Genomic DNA, 23,568 nt, shown 5'->3' on the forward strand with positions numbered 1-23,568 from the left:
GATCCGGGCGGAGGCATGGCCCCCGCCCGGAGCTTGGTGGCTCACATGCCCTGCGTGACGGTCGCCGTGTTACCGATGCCGTTCTGGTTGACGGTCGACATGTTGTCGGCGCCCGCCTGGTTCACGGTCGCGGTGTTGCCGGAGCCGGCCTGGGTGATGAACGAGTCGTTATCCAGCCCACCCTGGTTCACGGTGGCGCTGTTGCCGGTGCCGCTCTGGGTCAGTTCGGAGAAGCCTTCGTCCCCGGACTGATTGATGTCGGCGCTGTTGTTCACGCCGCCGGCCTGCTGGGTGACAGTCGAGCGATTGAAGTCCCCGATCTGGTCGACGAAGGCGACATCGTTGAGGCCCGACTGGGTCAGGGTCGAGGTGTTGTCATCCCCGGTCTGCACGATGCCGGCAGACGTGAAGGAAATCTGGCCCCGGTCCTGCGTTCCGTTCTGGGTCGCGGTCGAGGTGTTGCGATTGCCCGTCTGGAACGTGTCCACGATCGACAGCGTGTTCGACGGAGTTGCAGCACCAAGGTTCACGTTGTTGATGTTGTTGTTGCCGAACTGCCGCGAGATCGAATAGTTGTTCTGGCCGGTTTGCATGCCGGTCATGCTGTTCCCGTTGCCCCGCTGTTCGGAATAGGCCAGCGTCGAGTCCCCAAGCTGCTGAAGGTCGACGTTGTTTCCAACTCCGTCCTGAATGACGAAACCGCTCGGCGAGGTAATCGGGCTTGTCCCCAGCAGCCAGGTGTCGACGTTTCCGGTCTGGTTGATGTTGGAAACGTTGTCCGCACCGCTCTGCTGGACGAAGGCACCCGGGAAGCGGTTGTTCGCATTGGCCTGCGACACCTGATTGATCGTCGACTGCTGGTTGTCGCCGCTCTGGTTCACCGACGCGAAGGCATCGACCACACCCGACTGGGTGATCGTCGAACGGCTGTCGGTGGCATTCTGGGTCACGTTGGCGGTGCCGCGGGTGCCGGACTGATCCGTGATCGAGCTGTTGTCGGCGCCGCTCTGGTTGACGTTCACGGTGTTGAAGGTGCCGCTCTGCGTCGAGGTCGAGGTGTTGCCATCGCCCGACTGGATGATCGATGCGGTGCCATCGGTCCCGTTCTGCAGGACGGTGGCGGTCAGATTGATACCGTTCTGGCTGACGTCCGATTCATTGTCGTCGCCGTTCTGGGTCACGGTCGCTTCGTTCCCCGACGAGGATGCCGCCAGCAGGTTGTTGGTCTGGCTGATCGTGCTCTCATTGCCCGAACCGACCTGGATGCTGGTGGCGGTCATCAGTCGGGCCGAGACTGTGTCGGTGCCGCCGGTCTGGTTGATGGTGCTTTCGTTGTCGTCACCGCTCTGGTTGATGGTCGCGGTCGCGACGCGCGGGTCCGTGCCGCCCACGGGGTTCGGCGCATTGGGAACCGACTGGTTGACGGTTGCGGTGTTGAAGTTGCCGCCCTGATCGATCAGCGCATCCGACAGTTGGCCGGTCTGAGACACGAAGGCATCATTGTCGTCGCCCGATTGGAGGATCCCGACCAGCGCCGGAGCGCCCGCTTCGCCCGAACCGTTGTCGAAGCCGACCTGGTCGACGGTCGCATCATTGTTGTTGCCGCTCTGCAGCACGTTGAGATCGCCGCTGCTGCCGGACTGCGAGGCCAGAATGCCGTTGTCGTCACCGGTCTGCACCAGCAGCGCGGTCTGGCTGTTGGTCTGGAACGGGTTGCTGGCGGCGCGGCCCTGCGTCAGCGTCGCCTCGTTGCGATCGCCCGACTGCTCGACCTGAGCGTCCGAGTCTTCCGAGGTCTGGCCGACCGAGGCAGTGTTGAAGGTGCCCGACTGATCGATCAGCGCGCCGCCGCCGGAATTGGCTTCCTGCGTGATGGTCGCGGTGTTGTTGGCGTTGCTCTGGATCACCGTGGCCGATGCGGCTTCGCCCGTCTGGCTCACGGTCGCGTTCTGCGTGCTGCCGGTCTGGGTGACGGTGGATTCGTTGCTCTGAGCATAGGCCGGAGCAGCAAGGGCGAGGGCCAGCATCGAAGCGCCGGCAAGAATGGTATTTTTCATGAGGAGAACCTTTCAGGTCTTCACAGTGGATGGTCAGGCCGGAGCGAACCCGGGCGGAGCAACCGCTTCGCCCGGGCGCCCTGGCATCAGTTGCCCTGCGTCACCGTGGCGGTGCTGTTGGTGCCGAGCTGGTTGATGGTCGAGGCGTTGCCGTTGCCGGTCTGCGTCACGAAGGCATCATTGTTGTTGCCGCTCTGCAGGATGTCCGATTCGTTACCGATCCCGGTCTGCGAGACATCGGCATAGTTGTCGTCGCCCGACTGGTTGAGGAAGGCATCGTTCGACAGCCCGTTCTGGCTGAGCAGCGAGGTGCCGTTGTCACCCGACTGGATGGTTTCGGCGACGTTGTAGAGCGCAGGCGGCGGAGTGCCGGTCCCGGTCCCGGTCTGGGTGGTCGTGCTGGTGTTGTTCACGCCCGACTGGGTGGTGGTCGCATCGTTGCGCGTGCCGTTCTGGGTGATGGTCGCATCGCTCAGCGAACCGCTCTGATCGATCGTGGCGGTGCTGAAGCCCTGCGAGCCGCTGACACCGTTCTGGTTGATCGTCGCTTCGTTGTCGATCGAGCTGACCTGCTGGATGATCACCGCTGCATCATTGCGCGCGCCAAACTGGTTGACGGTGGCAATGTCGCTGGTGCCCAACTGATCGATATCGGCCGAGGAATTGAGCGCGTTCTGGTTGACGTCGGCGAAGTTCTCGGTGCCGCTCTGCAGGATGTCGGCATCCATGCCGGCACCGTTCTGATCGACGAAGGCGTCGTTCAGGTCGCCCGACTGGATGACCGTTGCCGTTCCGCTCTTGTTGAGCTGGTTCACGGTCGAGTCATTGTCGAAACCGCTCTGCGTGACGGTCGCGGTCAGCCCGCTATCCGGCGCCGAGGTGAAGTCGCTCTGGGTGATGTTCGACACGTTGCTGCTGTTGGTCTGGGTGACCGTGGCGAGGAAGGTGTTCGAACCGGCACCGTTGAAGGTCTGCGTGATGAACGAATCGTTCGCCCCGGTCTGATTGACGATGGCGTCCTGCGTGACCGAGTTGGCGCCATTGGCCGACTGGGTAACGCTTGATGTCGCGCCGCCCGACTGGGTGACGCTGGCGAACAGATCGCCGCCGCCGGCACCATTGACGGTCTGGGTCACGCCCGAATCCGATCCGCCGGTCTGGTTGATCACCGCGCGCAGCGCCGGGTTGTTGGCGCCGGTCGAGGCGTTTCCGGTCTGGATCACCGACGAGGTCGAATCATCTTGGGTCACATCGGCCCGGAAGTTCTTCGAACCATTGTTGGCTTCCTGCAACACGGTCGAATCCGCACCATTGCTCTGGGTAACGGTCGCGCGCAGCGTGCCGGTGAAACCGGGGCCGTTGGCTTCCTGCGTGATCGATGAGATGTTGTCGTCACCGTTCTGGATGCTGTCAGCGATCAGGTTGAAGCTCGACGCGACGTTGGTCTGGCTGATCGAGGAATCGTTGCCGTTGCCCTGCTGGGTGATGCGGGCCTCGGGGTCTTCGGGCAGGGCGCCGATCGTGCCGTTCGCCGAGGCATCATCTTGCGTGACGTTGGCGACATTGTTGTCGCCGTCCTGAGTTACGCTGCTGAAACCTGCGATCGACGTCTGGTTGACAGTGGCCTGATTGCCGGCGCCGTCCTGGTCGACACCCGACACGCCGTCGGTGCCGGTCTGGGTGACGGTGGCGGTGTTGGTGTCGCCGTCCTGATCGACGTCGGAATCATTGCCCGATCCGTTCTGGGTGACCGTGGCGGTCTGGGCATTGCCGGTCTGGTCGACGGTCGACACGTTCTGCGCAAGGGCCGGAGCGGCCAAGGCGAGGGCCAGCACCGAAGCGCCGGCAAGAATGGTATTCTTCATATCAATATCCTCCATGAAGTGAGCGATTTGCTTTCATTCGTTTATGCGACACGGGGTTGGCCCCGTTATGCTATTGCGGGCGGAGGCATGGCCCCCGCCCGGATCGATCGGGTTCAGAACCCCTGCGTCACGGTCACCGTGCTGCCGGTGCCGGTCTGCGAGACGTTCGACAGGTTGCTGTTGCTGGACTGGGTCACGCTCGCCGCATTGAGCGAGCCGGTCTGGGTGATGTTGGACTCGTTCCCGTTGCCCGACTGCAGCACGTCTGCGCTGTTGCCGAAGCCATCGACCGTGCCGGTCTGGGTGATGTTCGATTCGTTCCCGCTGCCGAGCTGGGTCAGTTCGGCGGTGCTGTTGAAGCCATCCTGCGTGACGAAGGAGACGTTGCTCGCTCCGCCCTGCGTGACGCTGGCCGAGTTTTCCGAACGCGGCCCGCCCGCGCCCGTCTGGGTGATGGTCGAGCTGGAGCCATCCGAACCGACCAGCTGATCGACGAAGGCCAGATCGTTGCGGCCCGACTGGTTGATGGTAGACGTCGCGCCGATACCCGCCTGCAGCACGTCGGCTGCATTGTTGAGCCCGGTCTGGCTCGAGTTCGAGGTGTTGCCATCGCCCGACTGGAGCACGATCAGGTCGTTGCCGGCCGCACCCTGGAAGGCGAGGACATTGTTGCCATCGCCGGTCTGGTCGATGTCGGCAAAGGCGCTCTTGTTTTCCTGCACCAGATTGGAGGTGTTGCCATCGCCCGTCTGGTTGACGTTGGCTTCAAGCCCGCCGTCGGCATTGCCGATCTCCCCGAAGCCTTCGTCGCGCTGGGTCACGTTCGACAGGTTGCCGGCGCCCTGCTGGTTGACGACGGCAAGGAAGGTGTTGGTCCCGTCGTTGTTGAAGGTCTGGGTGATGTTCGACGTGCTCGCCCCGTTCTGCGTGACGATCGCGTCCATGTTCACCGATTCATCGCCGCCCGCATTCTGTTCGACCCGCGAGATCGCGCCGCCCCGCTGGGTCACGTTGGCGTTGAGATCGCCCGACCGGAAGCCGGAGGCGGTCTGTTCGATGATCGAGTCCGAAAAGCCCTGCTGATTGACGGTCGCCTTGAGCTGCGAGGAACGGTCCCCCGCGGCCAGCTGGGTCACGGTCGACGTGGAATCGGTCTGCGTCACCCGGGCGTTGAGGTTGAGCGAGTGATCGGCGGTCGCCGACTGGTCGATCAGCGAGTCCGAATTGCCGCGCTGGTCGACCGTGGCCCGCAGCGAGCCGTTCTGCATCCCGACGCTCAGGTCCTGGATGATGTTCGAGATGTTGTTGTCGCCGGTCTGCTTCACATGCGCGTTCGAGTTGAAGTTGCCGGTGATGTTGATCTGCGAAATGTCCGAGCGGTTGTTGTTGCCGGTCTGCTCGACCATTGCCTCGGGGTCATGCGGCATCAGCCCGATGGTGCCGCGCGGATCCCCGTCGGTCTGGGTGATGTTCGAGGTGTTGTCGTTGCCGGTCTGGGTGACGTCGGCGCTGGCCGCGATCGCGTCCTGATCGATCGTCGAGCTGTTGCCGGCGCCGCTTTGCGCCACGTCGACAAAGTTGCCCTCGCCGTTCTGATCGACGTCGGAGGTGTTGGTGCCCGTCTGGCCTACGGTGGCGGTATTGCCATCGCCGATCTGGTCGAGGGTCGAGGTGCTCTGCGCAGCGGCCGAAGCGGCCATGGCGAGAGCGGCGAGGGATGCGCTGCTTACGAGAAAGGTCTTCATGGTTCAGTGTCCTTGAAAAAAGAGACAGGATGCCGGGGCCGGGTGAGGCTGCGCCCTCTCACCCGGCTGGCATCTGCGGCGGTTACGGCTGGCCCTGGAACACGGTCGCGGTGTGGCCCGTGCCGGTCTGGCTCACGTTTGACGTGTTATCGTCACTTCCCTGCGTGACGCTGGCGGTGTTGCCGGTGCCGAGCTGGGTGATGGTCGATTCGTTCAGCAGACCACCATCGAGCTGGGTCAGATTGGCGGTGTTGAAATCGCCGTTCTGGGTGACGCTCGAGGTGCCCTGATCGCCGCCTTGCGTGACATTGGCGGTGTTGCCGTCGCTCGCGGCGGCGGTGATGAAGGTCAGGCTGCCATTGGTGCCCTGATTGATCACCGAGCTGTTGCCATCGCCTTCCTGGCGCAGGGTGGCGGTCTGGTTCTCGCCGACCTGCGTGATCCCGACCGCGCCACCCGGAGCGCCCGAGACGTTGCCGTCGCCGATCTGGGTGATCTCGGCGATCTGGTTGCGACCGTACTGGTTGAGGCGCTGGGTGTTGCCCTCACCATTCTGGGTGACGCTCGCGCTCTGGTTTTCGTTGAGCGCCGCAGACAACGGCAGATTGACCGCGTTCTGATCGACTTCCGAACGGTTGCCGATGCCGTCCTGATCGATCGTGACGTCCGAGTTGTTGGCAATGCCGACCACATCGGAGAAGTTGCTGGTGCCGTTCTGGTTCACACCCACTTCCGCACCGCCGGCCAGCTGCCGCACGATCGAGACGTTGGTGGTCCCGTTCTGGATGACCTCGACATCGGCCCCCACTGCGCCAAGCAGACCGCCCGCCTGAAACACCGAGCTGTCATTGCCGGTGCCGGTCTGGCTGACGTCGACCGTCGCGCCGATCGCGGTGCCGGTGACCGACGAGACGTTGCTGGTGCCGTCCTGGAAGATATCGACTTCCGAACCCGCGCCGTTCTGGGTCACGCCCGAGATGTTGCCGGTGCCCATCTGGGTCACGGCAAGGTTCGAACCCGCCCCGGTTTCGCTCGCGGTCGAGACGTTGCCGTCACCCGTCTGGTTGATCACCGCGACCGCGCCGAGCCCCGACTGGGTCAGGGTCGAGGCATTGCCCCCCGCGCCGCTCTGATTGACGGTGGTCTGCGACAGCGAGCCGGACTGGCTGACCGTCGAGGTGTTGCCGGTGCCCAGATTGCTCTGGTTGACGGTGGTCGAAGAGAACGAGCCCGACTGGGTCACGGTCGAAGCGTTGCCGGTGTCGTTCTGGGTGACGCTGGTTTCCGAGCCGATGCCGGTCTGTCCGATGGTCGACTGGTTGCCGGTGCCGTTCTGGATCACGAAGGCATCCGCCGAAAATCCGCCCTGGCTCACGGTCGAGCTGTTGCCCGTGCCCGTCTGGCTGACATCGGTCAGCGAGCTGTTGCCGGTCTGCGTGATGGTCGAAACGTTGCCCTGGCCGTTCTGGCCGACGGTCGCGGAAGCATCGTCGCCGCTCTGGGTGACGAAGCTATCGTTCCCGTCGATCACGCCATCGCTGTTGGTCTGGTTGACCAGAACGCTGGCATTGTCGCCGGTCTGACCGACATCGGAGAAGTTGGCGTTGCCGTTCTGGTTGACGATGGTGCTCGCCTCGAAGGCATTCTGCGTGATGGCCGAGACGTTGTCGGTGCCATCCTGCGTGACTTCGACGTCGCTGTCCTCGCCGTCCTGCGTGACGTCGCTGTCGTTACCCTCGCCGGTCTGGGTGACGGTGGCGGTGTTGCCGGTGGCGGTGGCCGATTGCAGGATGGTCGAGCTGTTGGCATCGCCCGACGTGCTGGTCTGGGAGACGGTGGCCTCGTTGTTGCTGCCGTCCTGATCGATGTCGCTGGTGTTGGTACCGGTGCCGCCTTGTGTGACCGACGCCACTTCGCCCGAACCGGTCTGCTCGACGTCAGAGGTGTTCGGCACCCCCTGCGCCAGCGCCGCCCCGGCCAGCGACAGCGCCATCAGCGAAACACCCGCCTTGATTGTCTTCTTCATTATTCGTTTCCTTCAGCGTTTTCAAAAGTGTGCGACAGGTTCCAGCCCCGCGGGCGTGCGTGCGCCGCAGTTGCGTGAAATCGGGTGGTAGGGCGGGGAGCGCGGGCCGTGCAGACAGCCGCCACCGCGCCGGGCGCAAGCGCCGGGGCGGGAGTGGTGGTGCTGTCTGCAATGAACCGCTCGGTAATCATGGTTGCATCCGCCCTAGCGATAGGCGATACCGAGCATTGGCCACGGCGCATCAGACGCCGAGCCATTCTGGTGATCGCATACCATTCACTCGCGCGCATCGGAGTTGCCGCTCCTTTGCGTGCTTTGTTTTTTGCGGCCCGGCCGGCGTTTCTCACGCTCTTCCGGTTGTACCGCGAAGCCCCGTCTCAGGGCTTGCGCAATTCCCCCATCAAGGCGTCACGATCCGTCACGCCTTTCATCGTCCTTGTCGCCATCGACCACCGTCAGCGCGGTGAGCGAGCCTGCCCGCTTGACCGCCTTCTGGATGTCGCTGGCGTCGTAAAGTCCATCGCGCTCGGCGCGGTACGCGGCGAGCAGCGGCATGGCCGCCGCCATGTCGTTGAAGCGCCACAGGTCGAGCTCCACGCCTTCGAGAACGAGGCCATAGACCGCCTTCTCGATCGCCTGCTGGAGCGCGACCTGATCGGGCTCGTTCGAGGTGATGCCGGCTTCGGCCTCCAGCAGCTCGCGGAAAGCGACGAATTTGAACGCACTCGCCCCCAGCGCCTGGCTGGCGATGGTCTTGGAGGCGGTGACATTGGCCAGCACTTCGCCGGTGCGCACCGAAACCGCGCGCAGATACACCGTTACCGTGTCCTGCCGGTATTCGGTCCGCGCGCCAATGCCGAGGAAGGCCGCGCCCGCGCCCCCGGTCACGGTGTTGGTGTCGTAACCGACGATCCCGCCTTCCAGCAGCACGCCGGCAAACAGCAGTGCGGGCAGGGCATTGGGATCGACTTCCTGCTCGCCCAGATAGCGCTTGCGCATTTCGCCGATGATCTGGCGTTCTTTCAGCAGGTTATCCAGCCGCTCACGCTCGACCACGGTGAACCAGTTGCGGTTACCCGCATCCTGCAACGCCTTGACGAGGATAGAGCTTGCCCCCTGCGTCACCGCGCGCGACAGGGTCTGCCCCGTCTCGCTCGGCTTGAACTGGCCGGTCTGGTCGGTGAAGCCATAGACCGCGATCGCCACCGGCCGCTGCGGCGGCGGGAGCTGGTTGAGCAGGGTCTGGGTCTGGGTCTTCTTCGGGAAATATGCGAGGCTCGTGGTGGTCGCGAGCGAGTTGCGCCCGTCCTGCGGCATGCTCATGCAGCCGCCCATGCCCAGCGCGGCGAGGGAAACGAGAGCAAGGGATGCAAGCTTGTGCATGTCCCGCCTCAATTCACTTCGATGAACAGCGGCACGACGATGCGGGTTTCCTCACCCGTGGTGTCGTTGCGGATGATCAGCGTGACCTCTTCGAGCGAGCGGAAGAACTCGATCGTCTGGCCGCCGAAGCTGATCGTTCCGGATTCCTGCGGATTGTCACCGAAGATCGCATCGACGATCTGGGACGACAGCGCCGAGAGCAACCGCGATTGCAGCTGCCGGGCGAAGATGTCGGCCTGGGAGTTGCTGCTGGCGGCGCGCGGATCGCGGAAATCGTTGTTGGCGTTGGCCACGCCAAGCACATGCTGGGAATTGAACGGATTGCCCCCGAAGGTCGGGCTGATCGGTTCGTGGACCAGATCCTGCGCTGCCAGCGGCGCCGCAAAGGCAACGGCGCACGCCAAAAGGCCTGTCTTCCACATCAACATGAAACCCCCCAAACTTAACCAAGGAACGTGGGACTGGGGTATTTTCCCCATTTGACGTTCGAAGTCTTTCGACTCGGCGACTCGGTAAGGCAATGTTAGGGGTTATTAACAGGGTGTAAAGTAACTTCGGCCTGCCATCGCGGAATCGTCCGGTTCCTAGACGGTTGCAAATCCTTCATTAATTCCCGCCCTGCCGAGGGGGCGGATGATGCCTCCAAAATGGATGTTTGTGCGAAAAATCACCCTGATCAGGGCGGTTGCGGCGATGATTGCGGGCATCGCATCGGCAAAGCAGAGGGGCGGCGCGATCGCTCGCACCGCCCCCCGCATCGCTCAGGCGATCACTCGGTTTCGCCCAGCCCAGCCGACTGGCTGCCGATGGTCTTGGCGACGTCTGCGCGGACCTTGTCGTTGTGCTCGTCGACGGTCATCAGGTCCTTGCCTTCCTTGTCGAGCAGCATCGCCTTCTGGCCCGATCCGACCGGCGCCAGGCGCACGCTCAGCGGGCGCGGGGCGAGGGTGTTGCTCGCGCCATTGCCGCCATCGACGACGCCGCCGATGATCCCGCCGGCCAGAATGTTGCCGAAGGTCGAACCGGCCAGCCGCGACTGGATCAGCACATAAACCGGCTCGTAACCCGGCTTGGAGATATCCACGCGGGTATCGGCCCCGCGCTTCAGTTCCAGCGTGCAGGGCGAGGTGCACTTGAGCCCGTTCAGGAACACGATGTCCGCGCCTGTGGGGTCGGTTTCGGTCATGTAGTCGATGTTGGTGCCGTTCATGACCGTGGCGCAGCCCGACAGCGCAGTGCCCGCCGCGATGGCGAGCACCAGAGACTTCATTTTCATATTTTTGCGTTCCCTGTTTGATGATCCCCCCTCGGGATCAACCCGCCCAGTTAACGCCAACATATGGCCCGGCCAACAAAAAAGGCGACGCCATCGCTGGCGCCGCCTTTCCTGTGTCGGTCGAAGACCGCGGGATCGAGCTTACTTGAGCTCGACGGTGCCGCCGGCTTCTTCGATCTTCTTCTTGATTTCTTCGGCTTCCGCCTTGTTCACGCCTTCCTTGAGCGCCTTCGGAGCCGATTCCACGAGGGTCTTGGCTTCGGTCAGGCCCAGGCCGGTGATGGCGCGGACTTCCTTGATGACCTGGATCTTCTTCCCGCCGTCGCCGGTCAGGATGACGTCGAATTCGGTCTGCTCTTCGGCAGCCGGGGCGTCGCCGCCCGCAGCCGGGCCAGCGGCAACCGCGACAGCAGCAGCGGCGCTCACGCCCCATGCTTCTTCGAGGGCCTTGGCGAGGTCGGCGGCTTCGAGCACGGTCAGCTTCGAAAGTTCTTCAACAAGCTTGGCAATATCGGCCATGATGGTTCACTCCAAATTGTGGCGGGGCGGATTTGCCCCAAAAGATTGTTTCGTCTGGCGAAAAACGTCTCTTAGGCTGCCTTGTCCGCGTAAGCGGCAAACACGCGGGCGACCTTCGCGGCGGGTGCGGTAACGACCTGGGCGATCTTCGTCGCCGGGGCGTTGACCAGACCGATGAGCTTCGCGCGCAGCTCGTCGAGGCTGGGCATCGAGGCAAGCGCCTTGATCCCGGCTTCGTCGAGAACGACCGAACCCATCGAACCGCCGACGATCTCGAGCTTGTCGTTCGACTTGGCGAAATCGACAACGGCCTTGGCGGCCGCGACCGGGTCAGTCGACCAGGCCAGCCCGACCGGGCCGGTGAGCATGTCACCGAGCCCGACATAGTCGGTGTTTTCAACGGCGAGCTTGGCGAGACGGTTCTTCGCAACCTTGTAGGACGCACCAGCATCGCGCATCTTCCCGCGCAGGGCGGTGGACTGGGCCACCGTCATGCCGAGGTTGCGGGTGACAACCACCACGCCGACCTCGTTGAAGACCGCATTGAGCTGGGCAACCGCGTCGGCTTTCTGCGAACGATCCATGCCATACTCCTTCACAAATGGCCGCGAGGGATGGCTCCCGCGCGACCGGCTACGTTATGTCCGCGCAACGGCGCCGCGAAGGCTCCGAACACGGGCGAGTCCGTCGAAAGGGAAGGAGGGTGTGCCATCGGGCACGTGCAGATCGGACCGCGCTTGGCCATCCGCTGCGAAATCTCGTTTCCCCGTCTAGGCTGGAGATTAAGACCGGCAAATCCCGGTCACCAACTGTCTCGGACGGATGAGCGGCAAACCGAAAAGGGCCCGCCGATCGCGGCGAGCCCTTAAAGAGGTAGGCGGCAATGTCAAGCCGGAGCGCGACGCGCCGCCACCCGGCGCGGCGGGACTTACATCCCGTCGGCGGTGTCTTCCATCTTCTCGGCCTTGGCTTCGAGCTCGTCGGCCTTCTTCTCGAGCGCGGCGGCTTCGGCGGGCTTGCCTTCCGCTTCGGCGACATCGGCCTGTTCGTCGGCGAGCTCGGCCTGGTCTTCCACCATGCCCGACGCCGAATCCATCACTTCGCCCTGCGCTTCGGTGACATCGTCCTGCGCTTCGCCGATTTCTTCCTGCTGACCGTTGCAGGCGCCGAGCGCGAGAACGAAGGGAAGGGCGGCGACAAGTGCGATACGCTTCATTGGGTTTCTCCTGTTAGCGGGGCGCCCATAGGGCATTGGTTGCGCCTGCTGCAAGTGCAGCGTTCCGAACATCAGGAGGCATCGGCCTCGTCACAGGTCGGCAGATCGCCCGACTGGCCCTCCGGCCGGCGGCAGGGCGCGGCGAGGGTGGCACGCGCCTCGGCGATCGCGGCATCGAGCTGCGGTTCGGGGAAGTGCGGCTGGGCCAGTTCCATCACCGTCAGCGCCGGGGCCAGCATCGCCGGATCGCGCTTTGCCTGAAGGGCGCGGTAATAGCCCCAGATCGCCACCAGCGGAACATCGGTCTCCGCTCCGCCCGCCGCGAGCGCAGCAGCCAGCGGCGCGGTGTCGCCCGCGATGGCCCGCGCCACCAGACCGAGGCTGCGTTCGTCCGCCCACGGTGTGCGCGGGACAGGCTGGCGACCAAGCGCAGCGACCACCGCATCGCTAGCCGCCGCGACCGAGAAGGGGTTCTGCCCGGTAATGATCCGCCCGTCGGTCACGACATGGGGCAGCATGATCGGCGCATCGGAGAACCGCGCGCCGAGACGGCGCAGCTCGCTTTCGAGCAGGAAGGGGAAGTGCGGTACCCATTGCTTGCCGAACATCGCTTCTTCCTCGTCGGCGAAGCCGGTCACCTGTCTGCCGCCGATCCAGTGCGAGCCATCGGCGTTGCGGATGCGGGCGAAGACCGCGGGGCCGTGACACACCGCCGCCGCGACCCCGCCGCGCGCTTCGACCTCGACCAGCAGGCTTTGCAACACCTGGCTGAACGGCAGGTCGAACATCGCGCCCTTGCCGCCGATCACCATAATGGCGGCATACTGCCCCGCCATTGCGGTGGAGAGGGGCAGGGTCGCGGCCAGCTTGCGCTGCGCCTCGGGATCGGCGGCGAAGGCGGCGTTATAGGGCTTGGCCGGGTCATGCGCGTCGGCGACGACCGCGCCGCCTGCCGGGCTGGCGATGTCCACTGCAAGGCCATTGGCGCGGAAGGTGAGCCAGGCTTGCGAGAGTTCGTCCATCTCGAAGCCCGGCTGGGTCCTGCCATCGTCTCGCCCGTGGCTGCTGACGACCAGCAAGATGCGGTCGGAGGGCGGGGCGGCGTGGGCTTGAAAGGCGCCCAGCAAGAGAGCGCAGAAAAGGGTGATCCAGCGGACCATGACATTCTCCGGATTGTGAGGAAAAGGGTGGGGCCGCCGGTTGTCACGGCGGCCCCCGGTGCCGGGTCAGTCGGCTTCATAAGCGAGCAGGTCGCCCGGCTGGCATTCCAGCTCGCGGCAGATCGCGGCGAGGGTGGAGAAGCGGATCGCCTTGGCCTTGCCGGTCTTGAGGATCGACAGGTTGGCGAGGGTGAGGCCCACCCGCTCGGCCAGTTCGGTCAGCGTCATGCGGCGGGCGTGGAGCAGGTCGTCGAGCTTGACCATGATGCGGGCTCCTTCGAGATCGTCGTTGATAGGGGGCATCACACGGTCCCTTCGAGGTCTTCGCGCATTGCGGCGCCGTGGCGGAACACGCGGGCGAGGATGAAGAGGACGAGCACCAGCAGAATCGGGATCACGTCGATGTCGAAGGATGTGTCCACCTTCACCTCGCGGAACTGGTTGGCCCAGCTGGCCATGCCGACAGCGGCGCGTTCGGCTGCTAGCTTGGCGACGTAGATCGCGATCTGCAACCAAGCCATCACGGCGAGGCGGTCGGCGTTTTCAGGGACGAAGGGATCGCCTGCCGCCACCGTGTCGATGATGCCGCGCAGTTTCCCGAAGAACAGGAACACCAGCGCCACCACCACCAGAACGCTGGCGAGCAGCAGCATGAGCGGCAGGATCGGCATGGCGAGCGCATCGGGCCCGACTTCGGCGATCACCTCGGCATTGATCTCGTCCTTGCTGAACAGGATGGCGGGGACGACCAGGACGATCACGGCTGCGGCGAGCGCCATGGCTCCCTGGATCAGCAGGGTCAGCGTCTTGCCCGCCAGCAGCAGCGGGTCCTTTCGGGGAGCGTGCATCGTGAGGTCTCCTCTTGTCCGTTGGCTCAGGCGAGTTCCGCTACGGCGATCGTTGCGGGCGCTGCGGCCTGCGCGGGCGGAACGGTGACGATTGCGCCGATCGAGGCGATCGACAGGACGAAGGCAGCGCAGACGGCAAGAGCGCTGTTGGTCAGGCGGGTCATATCGTTTTCCTTTCGGTTACTCATCGTAATTCGATAAAACCCCTCTAACCCGATTCGCGGCTTATCGTCAATCAATAATATTGAAAAACGATATTGCTCGCGTCGTTTCGCGATAAGTACCGCGGGGCAAGCCGGACAAAGGTGACGCCGCGTCACTTTCCCAACATGGCGATTTCTCGTTCCGATACATGGGTTTGAAGCCGTTAGTGTGCAGCGGACGGACATACATGCGCGGCGCGAAAACGCAGGGCCGTGCGGGGGCGGCTGGAGACGAAACTTGAGAAAGAGCCGCGCGAAAGGCGCGCAAGGCAGGGTGCGCTTCGCGAAACCAGTAGGAAAGCCCCGCCGACACGGGACCGTTTCGCCCCGACGCGGCATTGACAGGGCGGGGAGGCGCTCCTACATCGCGCCCTCGCCCGCTTCGAGCAGGGCCGATTCATGCGCGGGAATCGGCTTTCGGATGGAAGCGGCGATACGCCATTATCGCGACGCTGGATGAATGCTGCTGCCGACCTGCGAGACGCGCGGGGCTGGGCAAGCAGCTTTTGCGCGTTCGGAATGGCGGCTTTTTCGCGTGGAGCACAGCGATTTTCCCCGTCCGCGCGGCCATCCCCCGCGCGGCCCAATTGAAGAGGCCCACTCTCTCATGGCAACCAAGGCGAAGCCGCCCGTCACCCGCAGCCGCAAGGCGCAAGGGACCGCCAAGAAGCGCATCCGCAAGATCTTCGGCGACATTCACGAAGTGGTGCAGATGCCGAACCTGATCGAGGTTCAGCGCGAAAGCTACGAGCAGTTCCTGCGTTCGGACAAGGCTACCGGCTATGTCTCGGGCCTCGAAAAGACCCTGCGCAGCGTCTTCCCGATCCGCGATTTCGCCGGCACCGCCGAGCTCGATTTCGTGCATTACGAGCTCGAAGAGCCCAAGTACGACACCACCGAGTGCCGTCAGCGCGGCATCACCTATGCCGCCCCGATGAAGGTGACGCTGCGGCTGATCGTGTTCGAGGTGGACAGCGAAACCGAAACCCGCTCGGTCCTCGATATCAAGGAGCAGGACGTCTACATGGGTGACATGCCCCTGATGACGGACAACGGCACCTTCATCATCAACGGCACCGAGCGCGTGATCGTCAGCCAGATGCACCGTTCGCCGGGCGTGCTGTTCGATCACGATCGCGGCAAGACCCACTCGTCGGGCAAGCTGCTGTTCGCCGCCCGCGTGATCCCCTATCGCGGCTCGTGGCTCGATTTTGAGTTCGACGCCAAGGACATCGTCAATGTCCGCATCGACCGCAAGCGCAAGCTGCCGGTCACCGCGCTGCTCTATGCGCTGGGCCTCGATGCCGAGGACATTCTTGCGCACTTCTACAACACCGTGGTGTGGGAACGCGCCAAGGACGGGTGGAAGATCCCCTTCGTGGCCGAACAGTGGCGCGGCGCCAAGCCGACCTTCGCGCTGGTCGATGCCGCCACCGGCGAGGAAGTGTTCCCCGCCGGCCAGAAGATCAGCCCGCGCGCGGCCAACAAGGCCGCCAAGGATGGCCTTGCCGAACTGCTGCTTCCCACCGAGGAAGTCGTCAGCCGCTATGCCGCCGCCGACATGATCGACGAGAGCACCGGCCGCATCTACATCGAAGCCGGTGACGAAGTGACGCTCGAACATGTCGAAACGCTCGACAAGGCCGGCGTCGATCGCTTCCCGCTGCTCGACATCGACGAGATCAACACCGGTCCGTGGATCCGCAACACGCTGAAGGCCGACAAGGCCGAGAACCGCGACGAGGGTCTCGAAGCGATCTACAAGGTCATGCGTCCGGGCGAACCGCCGACGAAGGAAACCGCCGAAGCGCTGTTCGAAGGCCTGTTCTTCGACGCCGAGCGCTATGACCTCTCGGCCGTGGGCCGCGTGAAGCTCAACATGCGTCTGGGCCTCGAGTGCGAAGACACCATCACCACGCTGCGCAAGGAAGATATCCTCGCGGTGGTGAAGGAGCTTGTCGGCCTCAAGGACGGCAAGGGCGAAGTCGACGACATCGACAACCTCGGCAACCGCCGCGTGCGTTCGGTGGGCGAGCTCTTGGAAAACCAGTACCGCGTCGGCCTGCTGCGCATGGAGCGCGCCGTGAAGGAGCGCATGAGCTCGGTCGACGTCAGCACCGTGATGCCGAACGACCTCATCAACGCCAAGCCCGCCGTGGCTGCCGTGCGCGAGTTCTTCGGCTCCTCGCAGCTCTCGCAGTTCATGGACCAGACCAACCCGCTCTCGGAAGTCACCCACAAGCGCCGCGTTTCGGCGCTCGGGCCGGGTGGTCTCACCCGTGAGCGCGCGGGCTTCGAAGTGCGCGACGTTCACCCGACGCACTACGGCCGCATCTGCCCGATCGAAACGCCCGAAGGCCCGAACATCGGTCTGATCAACTCGCTCGCGAGCTTCAGCCGCGTCAACAAGTACGGCTTCATCGAAACCCCCTACCGCAAGGTGGTGGACGGCAAGGTGACCGCGGACGTGATCTACCTTTCCGCGATGGAAGAGCAGAAGCACACCGTGGCGCAGGCTTCGGCCGAGCTGAACGAGGACGGCTCCTTCGTGGAAGAGCTGGTCTCGGCGCGTCACAACGGCGACAACCTGATGGCGATGCGCGAGCAGGTCACGCTGATGGACGTCAGCCCCAAGCAGCTCGTCTCGGTTGCGGCATCGCTCATTCCGTTCCTGGAAAACGATGACGCCAACCGCGCGCTGATGGGTTCCAACATGCAGCGTCAGGCCGTGCCGCTCGTGAAGGCGGAAGCGCCGTGGGTCGGCACCGGCATGGAAGAAACCGTGGCGCGTGACAGCGGCGCGGCGATTGCGGCCAAGCGCGGCGGGATCGTCGACCAGGTCGACGCCACCCGCATCGTGATCCGCGCCATCGGCGATGTCGAACCCGGCCAGTCGGGCGTCGACATCTACACGCTCCAGAAGTTCCAGCGTTCGAACCAGAACACCTGCATCAACCAGCGTCCGCTGGTGAAGGTGGGTGACGTGATCGAAGCCGGCGACATCATCGCCGACGGCCCCTCGACCGATCTGGGCGAGCTGGCGCTTGGCAAGAACAGCCTCGTCGCCTTCATGCCCTGGAATGGCTACAACTACGAAGACTCGATCCTGATCAGCGAACGCATCGTGAAGGACGACGTCTTCACCTCGATCCATATCGAGGAGTTCGAAGTCATGGCCCGCGATACCAAGCTCGGGCCGGAAGACATCACCCGCGACATTCCCAATGTCGGCGAGGAGGCCCTGCGCAACCTCGACGAGGCGGGCATCGTCTATATCGGTGCGGAAGTTCACCCCGGTGACATTCTGGTCGGCAAGATCACGCCCAAGGGCGAATCGCCGATGACTCCGGAAGAAAAGCTGCTGCGCGCGATCTTTGGCGAAAAGGCGAGCGACGTGCGCGACACCTCGCTGCGTCTGCCGCCGGGCGTGGCCGGCACGGTCGTGGAAGTGCGCGTGTTCAACCGCCACGGGATCGAGATCGACGACCGTACCCGTGCGATCCAGAACGAGGAAATCGAACGCCTCCGCAAGGACGCGGCGGACGAACGCAACATCCTCAACCGTGCGACCTACAACCGCCTGCGCGACATGCTGGTCGGCCAGACCGCTTCGGCAGCGCCCAAGGGTGTGAAGAAGGGCGACGAGATCACCGAGGAAATGCTCGAGGGGATCGAGCGGCACGAGTGGTTCAAGTTCGCCGTCGCCGATGATGGTCGTCAGGCGCAGATCGAGGCGGTGAAGAGCCAGTACGATGAAGCCGTCGCGCTGATCGATGCCAAGTTCCAGGACCGCAAGGAAAAGCTGGAGCGCGGTGACGAACTCGCTCCGGGCGTGCTCAAGATGGTCAAGGTTTTCGTCGCTGTGAAGCGCAAGCTGCAGCCGGGCGACAAGATGGCCGGCCGCCACGGGAACAAGGGCGTCATCAGCCGCATCCTGCCGATCGAGGACATGCCGTTCCTCGCCGACGGGACGCATGTCGACCTCGTGCTCAACCCGCTGGGCGTGCCGTCGCGCATGAACGTCGGGCAGATCTTCGAGACGCACCTCGGCTTCGCTGCCCGCGCTCTGGGTCACGAAATCAAGGACATGCTGACGGAATGGCACAAGGCCAACCCGAACGCTGCCGAAGATTACGCCAATGTCGCGCCGCCGGCTGCGGTCGTGGATCGTCTCAAGGACATCTACGGCGACCAGTATTTCGAGGATCTCGAAAGCCGCACCACCGCCGACATCGTCGAGCTGGCGGGCAACCTTTCGGCCGGCGTGCCGATGGGGACCCCGGTGTTCGACGGGGCTCGTGAAGCCGACGTTTCGGACATGCTGGTCAAGGCGGGGATCGACTCCTCGGGCCAGTCCGTCCTTTACGACGGCCGCACCGGCGAGGCGTTCGACCGCAAGGTGACCGTGGGCATCATCTACATGCTGAAGCTCCACCACCTGGTCGACGACAAGATCCACGCCCGTTCGATCGGCCCCTACTCGCTCGTCACCCAGCAGCCGCTGGGCGGCAAGGCGCAGTTCGGCGGCCAGCGCTTCGGGGAAATGGAGGTCTGGGCGCTCCAGGCCTACGGCGCGGCCTACACCTTGCAGGAAATGCTGACGGTGAAGTCCGACGACGTGGTCGGCCGCACCAAGGTCTACGAAGCGATCGTCAAGGGCGACGACACCTTCGAGGCCGGCATTCCTGAGAGCTTCAACGTGCTCGTGAAGGAAATGCGCAGCCTCGGCCTCAATGTCGAACTGAAGTCGATCCTCGACGAGGACGACGACGGCGAGATGCTGGAGGCAGCGGAGTAAGGGGCAGGGGGCCTGAGCGCCCCCCGTCACCGCCGCAAACGAATTTCATCCCCCTAAGGGAACACAGTCATGAACGACCTGACCAAATTCACCAACCAGCTGGCGAAGCCCGAAACCTTCGACCAGATCCAGATCGGCATCGCCTCGCCGGAGCGCATTCGCTCGTGGTCCTATGGCGAGATCAAAAAGCCCGAGACGATCAACTACCGCACCTTCAAGCCGGAGCGTGACGGGCTGTTCTGCGCGCGCATCTTCGGCCCCGTGAAGGACTACGAGTGCCTGTGCGGCAAGTACAAGCGCATGAAGTACAAGGGCGTCGTCTGCGAAAAGTGCGGCGTCGAAGTCACGGTGACCAAGGTTCGCCGCGAGCGCATGGGCCACATCGAACTGGCCGCGCCCGTCGCGCACATCTGGTTCCTGAAGTCGCTGCCCTCGCGCATCGGCCTGCTGCTCGACATGCAGCTCAAGCAGCTTGAGCGCGTGCTGTACTTCGAGAGCTACATCGTCACCGAGCCGGGCCTGACCCCGCTGGAGAAGTACCAGCTGCTGACCGAGGATGAACTCCTCGAAGCGCAGGACGAGTATGGCGAAGACGCCTTCACCGCCGATATCGGCGCGGAAGCCGTGCGCACCATGCTGATGCAGCTCGACCTCGAGGCCGAGCGCGATGCGCTGATGGAAGAGCTGGCGACCACCAAGTCGGCATTGAAGCCCAAGAAGATCATCAAGCGTCTGAAGGTCGTGGAAAGCTTCATCGATTCGGGCAACCGTCCCGAATGGATGATCCTCGAAGTGATCCCGGTCATCCCGCCCGAGCTGCGCCCGCTGGTGCCGCTGGACGGTGGCCGTTTCGCGACCTCGGATCTCAACGATCTCTACCGCCGCGTGATCAACCGCAACAACCGCCTGAAGCGCCTGATCGAACTGCGCGCGCCGGACATCATCGTGCGCAACGAAAAGCGCATGCTGCAGGAAGCGGTCGACGCGCTGTTCGACAACGGCCGCCGTGGCCGCGTCATCACCGGCGCCAACAAGCGTCCGCTGAAGTCGCTCTCCGACATGCTCAAGGGCAAGCAGGGCCGCTTCCGCCAGAACCTGCTCGGCAAGCGCGTCGACTATTCGGGCCGTTCGGTGATCGTGACCGGGCCGGAACTGAAGCTGCACCAGTGCGGCCTGCCGAAGAAGATGGCGCTCGAGCTGTTCAAGCCGTTCATCTACGCGCGACTGGATGCCAAGGGTCTCTCCATGACCCTGAAGCAGGCGAAGAAGTGGGTCGAGAAAGAGCGCAAGGAAGTCTGGGACATCCTCGACGAGGTGATCCGCGAACACCCGGTGCTGCTGAACCGCGCGCCGACGCTCCACCGTCTGGGCATCCAGGCGTTCGAGCCCGTTCTGATCGAAGGCAAGGCGATCCAGCTGCACCCGCTGGTCTGCTCGGCCTTCAACGCCGACTTCGACGGTGACCAGATGGCGGTCCACGTGCCGCTGTCGCTGGAAGCCCAGCTCGAAGCGCGCGTGCTGATGATGTCGACCAACAACATCCTCTCGCCCGCCAACGGCAAGCCGATCATCGTGCCTTCGCAGGACATGGTTCTGGGGATCTACTACCTCTCGATGGAGCGGCAGGAGAAGCACCCGGAATTCATCGAAGAGAAGGACGGCACCAAGATCGAGAAGCTGCCGCGCTTTGCCGACATGGCCGAAGTGCATCAGGCGCTCGAGACCAAGGCGGTCACGCTCCACACCCGCGTCATCGCCCGCGTCCCGCAGGCCGACGAGAACGGTGTGGTGGAAATGAAGCGCTTCGTCACCACGCCGGGCCGCATGCTGATCGGCGAATGCCTGCCGAAGAGCCACAAGGTGCCCTTCGACATCGTCAACCGCCTGCTCACCAAGCGCGAGATCGGCGACGTGATCGACCAGGTCTATCGTCACACCGGCCAGAAGGACACGGTGCTGTTTGCCGACGCCATCATGGCGCTGGGCTTCCGCCACGCGTTCAAGGCCGGCATCTCCTTCGGCAAGGATGACATGATCATCCCCGACGCCAAGGAAAAGCTGGTTGAGGAGACCAAGGAACTGGTTGCCGGTTACGAGCAGCAGTACCAGGACGGTCTCATCACCCAGCAGGAAAAGTACAACAAGGTGATCGACGCCTGGTCGAAGTGCGGTGACATGGTCGCCGACGCGATGATGGCGGAGATTAAGGCGCAGCCGATCGACGGCGAGACGGGCAAGGAAGCCCAGATCAACTCGATCTACATGATGAGCCACTCCGGGGCGCGTGGTAGCCCGGCGCAGATGAAGCAGCTGGCCGGGATGCGCGGTCTGATGGCCAAGCCTTCGGGCGAGATCATCGAGACCCCGATCATCTCGAACTTCAAGGAAGGTCTGACCGTTCTTGAATACTTCAACTCGACCCACGGCGCCCGCAAGGGCCTCGCGGACACCGCGCTGAAGACCGCCAACTCGGGTTACCTCACCCGCCGTCTGGTCGACGTGTCGCAGGACTGCGTCATCGTCGAGGATGATTGCGGCACGCAGAACGCGCTGGAAATGCGCGCGATCGTGCAGGGCGGTTCGGTGATCGCCTCGCTCGGCGAGCGCATTCTCGGCCGCACCGTGGCGGAGGATATCGTCAACGCGGCGACCGGCGAAGTGATCGTTCCGGCGGGCACCCTGCTCGACGAAGCGATGGTGAAGGATATCGAAGCGGCTGAAGTCCAGTCCGCCAAGATCCGCTCGCCGCTGATCTGTGAAGCCGAACAGGGCGTGTGCGCGACCTGCTACGGGCGAGATCTGGCCCGCGGGACTCCGGTGAACATCGGCGAAGCGGTGGGCGTCATCGCGGCGCAGTCGATCGGCGAGCCCGGCACCCAGCTGACGATGCGGACATTCCACATCGGCGGCGCGGCGCAGCTCAACGAAACCAGCCACCTCGAAGCGATTTCGGATGGCCGGATCGAATATCGCGACATGCCGACCATCACCGACAAGCAGGGCCGCATCCTCAGCCTCGCCCGCAATGGCGAGATCGCGGTGATCGACGCCGAAGGGCGCGAGCGCGAAATGCACAAGGTGCCTTACGGGACCGTGCTGAAGTTCAGCGATGGTGACAGCGTCAAGGTCGGCGATCGTCTGGCCGAGTGGGACCCGTTCACCCTGCCGATCATCACCGAGCAATCGGGTGTCGTGCGCTATCAGGATCTGATCGAGGGCATCACGCTCGAAGAGCAGATGGATGATGCGACCGGCATCGCCCAGCGTGTCGTCACCGAGAACCGGGCGACGGGCCGCAAGAAGAAGGAAGACCTGCGTCCGCGCATGACCCTTCTGGGCGAAGGCGGGGGCGAGACCGAAGCGGCGCGCTACATGCTCGCTCCGGGCACGACCCTGTCGGTGGGCGATGGCGACACGGTGCAGGCGGGCGACATTCTCGCCCGTGCGAGCCGCGAAGCCGCCAAGACCCGCGACATCACCGGCGGTCTGCCGCGTGTGGCCGAACTGTTCGAGGCGCGCATGCCCAAGGACGTTTCGGTCATCGCCAAGATTTCCGGCCGGATCGAATTCGTCCGCGAATACAAGGCCAAGCGCAAGATCGCGATCGTTCCCGAGGAGGGTGAAGCCGTCGAGTACCTGATCGCCAAGACCAAGGTGATCGACGTGCAGGAAGGCGACTACGTCAAGAAGGGTGATACCCTTGTTTCCGGCTCGCCCAACCCGCACGACATCCTCGAGGTGATGGGCGTCGAAGCGCTGGCCGAATATCTCGTGAACGAGATCCAGGAAGTCTATCGCTTGCAGGGCGTGAAGATCAACGACAAGCACATCGAGGTGATCGTTCGCCAGATGCTGCAGAAGGTCGAGATCACCGATGGCGGGGACACCACCCTGCTGCCGGGCGAGCAGGTCGATCTGGCGGAAATGCTCGAGATCAACGGCAAGCTGGCCAAGGGCAAGCAGGGCGCGTCGGGGACTCCGGTGCTGCTCGGCATCACCAAGGCGAGCCTCCAGACCCGCTCGTTCATCTCGGCAGCCTCGTTCCAGGAAACCACCCGCGTGCTGACGCAGGCGGCGGTCGAAGGGAAGAAGGACACGCTGATCGGGCTGAAGGAAAACGTGATCGTCGGGCGTCTGATCCCGGCGGGCACGGGTGCCGGCATGAACCGTCTGCGCGTCACCGCCAACAGCCGCGATGCGGCGTTGAAGGCGGCGTGGAAGAAGCAGCAGGAAGCCCTGTCCGCTTCGGGCCAGCGCGAAGTCGAGCCGGAAGCCGATGCGATCGGCTCGGAAGAGAAGATGAAGGCCGCAATGGCCGCCATGGCTGGCTCCGCCCCGGCGGCCGACGTCGAGGACGCAGGCGAAGAGTAAGCTCTCCGCCTCGCCCTCGCGGCATTTCGAGAAGGCCCCGCCCGAGCGCAAGCTTCGGCGGGGCTTTTCTTTGGCTATACGTCCAATGCGCTATTGCAAGT

General features: G+C 64.0%; 17 protein-coding genes. 2 read left to right on the forward strand and 15 right to left on the reverse strand.

Annotated features, from left to right (window positions below; genetic code table 11):
- Positions 1-41 precede the first annotated feature (41 nt).
- From E2E27_RS04355 to E2E27_RS18625, 15 genes are all read right to left on the reverse strand, one after another.
- A complete protein-coding gene (locus tag E2E27_RS04355) occupies positions 42-2,057 on the reverse strand; it encodes a beta strand repeat-containing protein (protein WP_141457861.1) in 2,016 nt (671 codons plus the stop codon).
- 86 nt (positions 2,058-2,143) lie between these two features.
- Positions 2,144-3,922 carry a beta strand repeat-containing protein gene (locus tag E2E27_RS04360; RefSeq protein ID WP_181443554.1) on the reverse strand — a complete coding sequence of 593 codons (1,779 nt, stop codon included), beginning with the start codon at positions 3,920-3,922 and terminating at the stop codon, positions 2,144-2,146.
- A gap of 113 nt (positions 3,923-4,035) precedes the next feature.
- Positions 4,036-5,667 (reverse strand): Curlin associated protein, encoded by a 1,632-nt coding sequence (locus E2E27_RS04365; RefSeq protein ID WP_141457863.1) that lies wholly within the window; start codon positions 5,665-5,667, stop codon positions 4,036-4,038.
- An 82-nt stretch (positions 5,668-5,749) separates the two neighbouring features.
- Positions 5,750-7,693 carry a beta strand repeat-containing protein gene (locus tag E2E27_RS04370; protein ID WP_141457864.1) on the reverse strand — a complete coding sequence of 648 codons (1,944 nt, stop codon included), beginning with the start codon at positions 7,691-7,693 and terminating at the stop codon, positions 5,750-5,752.
- Between the two features lie 408 nt (positions 7,694-8,101).
- The gene (locus E2E27_RS04375) at positions 8,102-9,076 is read right to left on the reverse strand and encodes a CsgG/HfaB family protein (RefSeq protein ID WP_141457865.1); all 975 of its coding nucleotides are present in this window, start codon (positions 9,074-9,076) and stop codon (positions 8,102-8,104) included.
- An 8-nt stretch (positions 9,077-9,084) separates the two neighbouring features.
- Positions 9,085-9,498: a curli assembly protein CsgF gene (locus tag E2E27_RS04380; protein ID WP_141457866.1), complete on the reverse strand. Its 414-nt coding sequence runs from the start codon at positions 9,496-9,498 to the stop codon at positions 9,085-9,087.
- Between the two features lie 162 nt (positions 9,499-9,660).
- Positions 9,661-9,783, reverse strand: coding sequence for a hypothetical protein (locus E2E27_RS19160; protein ID WP_286172818.1), 123 nt, complete (start codon positions 9,781-9,783; stop codon positions 9,661-9,663).
- Positions 9,784-9,845: 62 nt separating this feature from the next.
- Positions 9,846-10,352: a PEGA domain-containing protein gene (locus E2E27_RS04385; RefSeq protein ID WP_141457867.1), complete on the reverse strand. Its 507-nt coding sequence runs from the start codon at positions 10,350-10,352 to the stop codon at positions 9,846-9,848.
- Between the two features lie 141 nt (positions 10,353-10,493).
- Positions 10,494-10,871, reverse strand: coding sequence for a 50S ribosomal protein L7/L12 (gene rplL / locus E2E27_RS04390; protein WP_141457868.1), 378 nt, complete (start codon positions 10,869-10,871; stop codon positions 10,494-10,496).
- 71 nt (positions 10,872-10,942) lie between these two features.
- Positions 10,943-11,455, reverse strand: a complete 513-nt coding sequence (gene rplJ, locus E2E27_RS04395) for a 50S ribosomal protein L10 (protein WP_141457869.1) — start codon at positions 11,453-11,455, stop codon at positions 10,943-10,945.
- 344 nt (positions 11,456-11,799) lie between these two features.
- On the reverse strand, positions 11,800-12,087 hold the full coding sequence (locus tag E2E27_RS04400) for a hypothetical protein (protein ID WP_141457870.1): 288 nt from the start codon (positions 12,085-12,087) through the stop codon (positions 11,800-11,802).
- Positions 12,088-12,158: 71 nt separating this feature from the next.
- Positions 12,159-13,247 (reverse strand): type 1 glutamine amidotransferase domain-containing protein, encoded by a 1,089-nt coding sequence (locus tag E2E27_RS04405; RefSeq protein ID WP_141457871.1) that lies wholly within the window; start codon positions 13,245-13,247, stop codon positions 12,159-12,161.
- A gap of 66 nt (positions 13,248-13,313) precedes the next feature.
- On the reverse strand, positions 13,314-13,550 hold the full coding sequence (locus tag E2E27_RS04410; protein ID WP_141457872.1) for a helix-turn-helix domain-containing protein: 237 nt from the start codon (positions 13,548-13,550) through the stop codon (positions 13,314-13,316).
- Positions 13,550-14,095, reverse strand: coding sequence for a DUF2975 domain-containing protein (locus E2E27_RS04415; protein ID WP_141457873.1), 546 nt, complete (start codon positions 14,093-14,095; stop codon positions 13,550-13,552). Before E2E27_RS04415 ends, E2E27_RS04410 begins: the two co-directional genes overlap by 1 nt.
- 26 nt (positions 14,096-14,121) lie before the next feature.
- The gene (locus E2E27_RS18625; protein WP_181443556.1) at positions 14,122-14,259 is read right to left on the reverse strand and encodes a hypothetical protein; all 138 of its coding nucleotides are present in this window, start codon (positions 14,257-14,259) and stop codon (positions 14,122-14,124) included.
- 646 nt (positions 14,260-14,905) lie between these two features.
- Between E2E27_RS18625 and rpoB the strand changes: the two genes are divergently transcribed.
- Together rpoB and rpoC are read left to right on the forward strand one after the other, a co-directional pair.
- Positions 14,906-19,096 (forward strand): DNA-directed RNA polymerase subunit beta, encoded by a 4,191-nt coding sequence (gene rpoB / locus E2E27_RS04420; RefSeq protein ID WP_141457874.1) that lies wholly within the window; start codon positions 14,906-14,908, stop codon positions 19,094-19,096.
- 69 nt (positions 19,097-19,165) lie between these two features.
- A complete protein-coding gene (gene rpoC / locus E2E27_RS04425; RefSeq protein WP_141457875.1) occupies positions 19,166-23,467 on the forward strand; it encodes a DNA-directed RNA polymerase subunit beta' in 4,302 nt (1,433 codons plus the stop codon).
- Positions 23,468-23,568: the final 101 nt, after the last annotated feature.

Origin of the sequence: Porphyrobacter sp. YT40 (assembly GCF_006542605.1) — a bacterium.
GTDB lineage: Bacteria > Pseudomonadota > Alphaproteobacteria > Sphingomonadales > Sphingomonadaceae > Erythrobacter.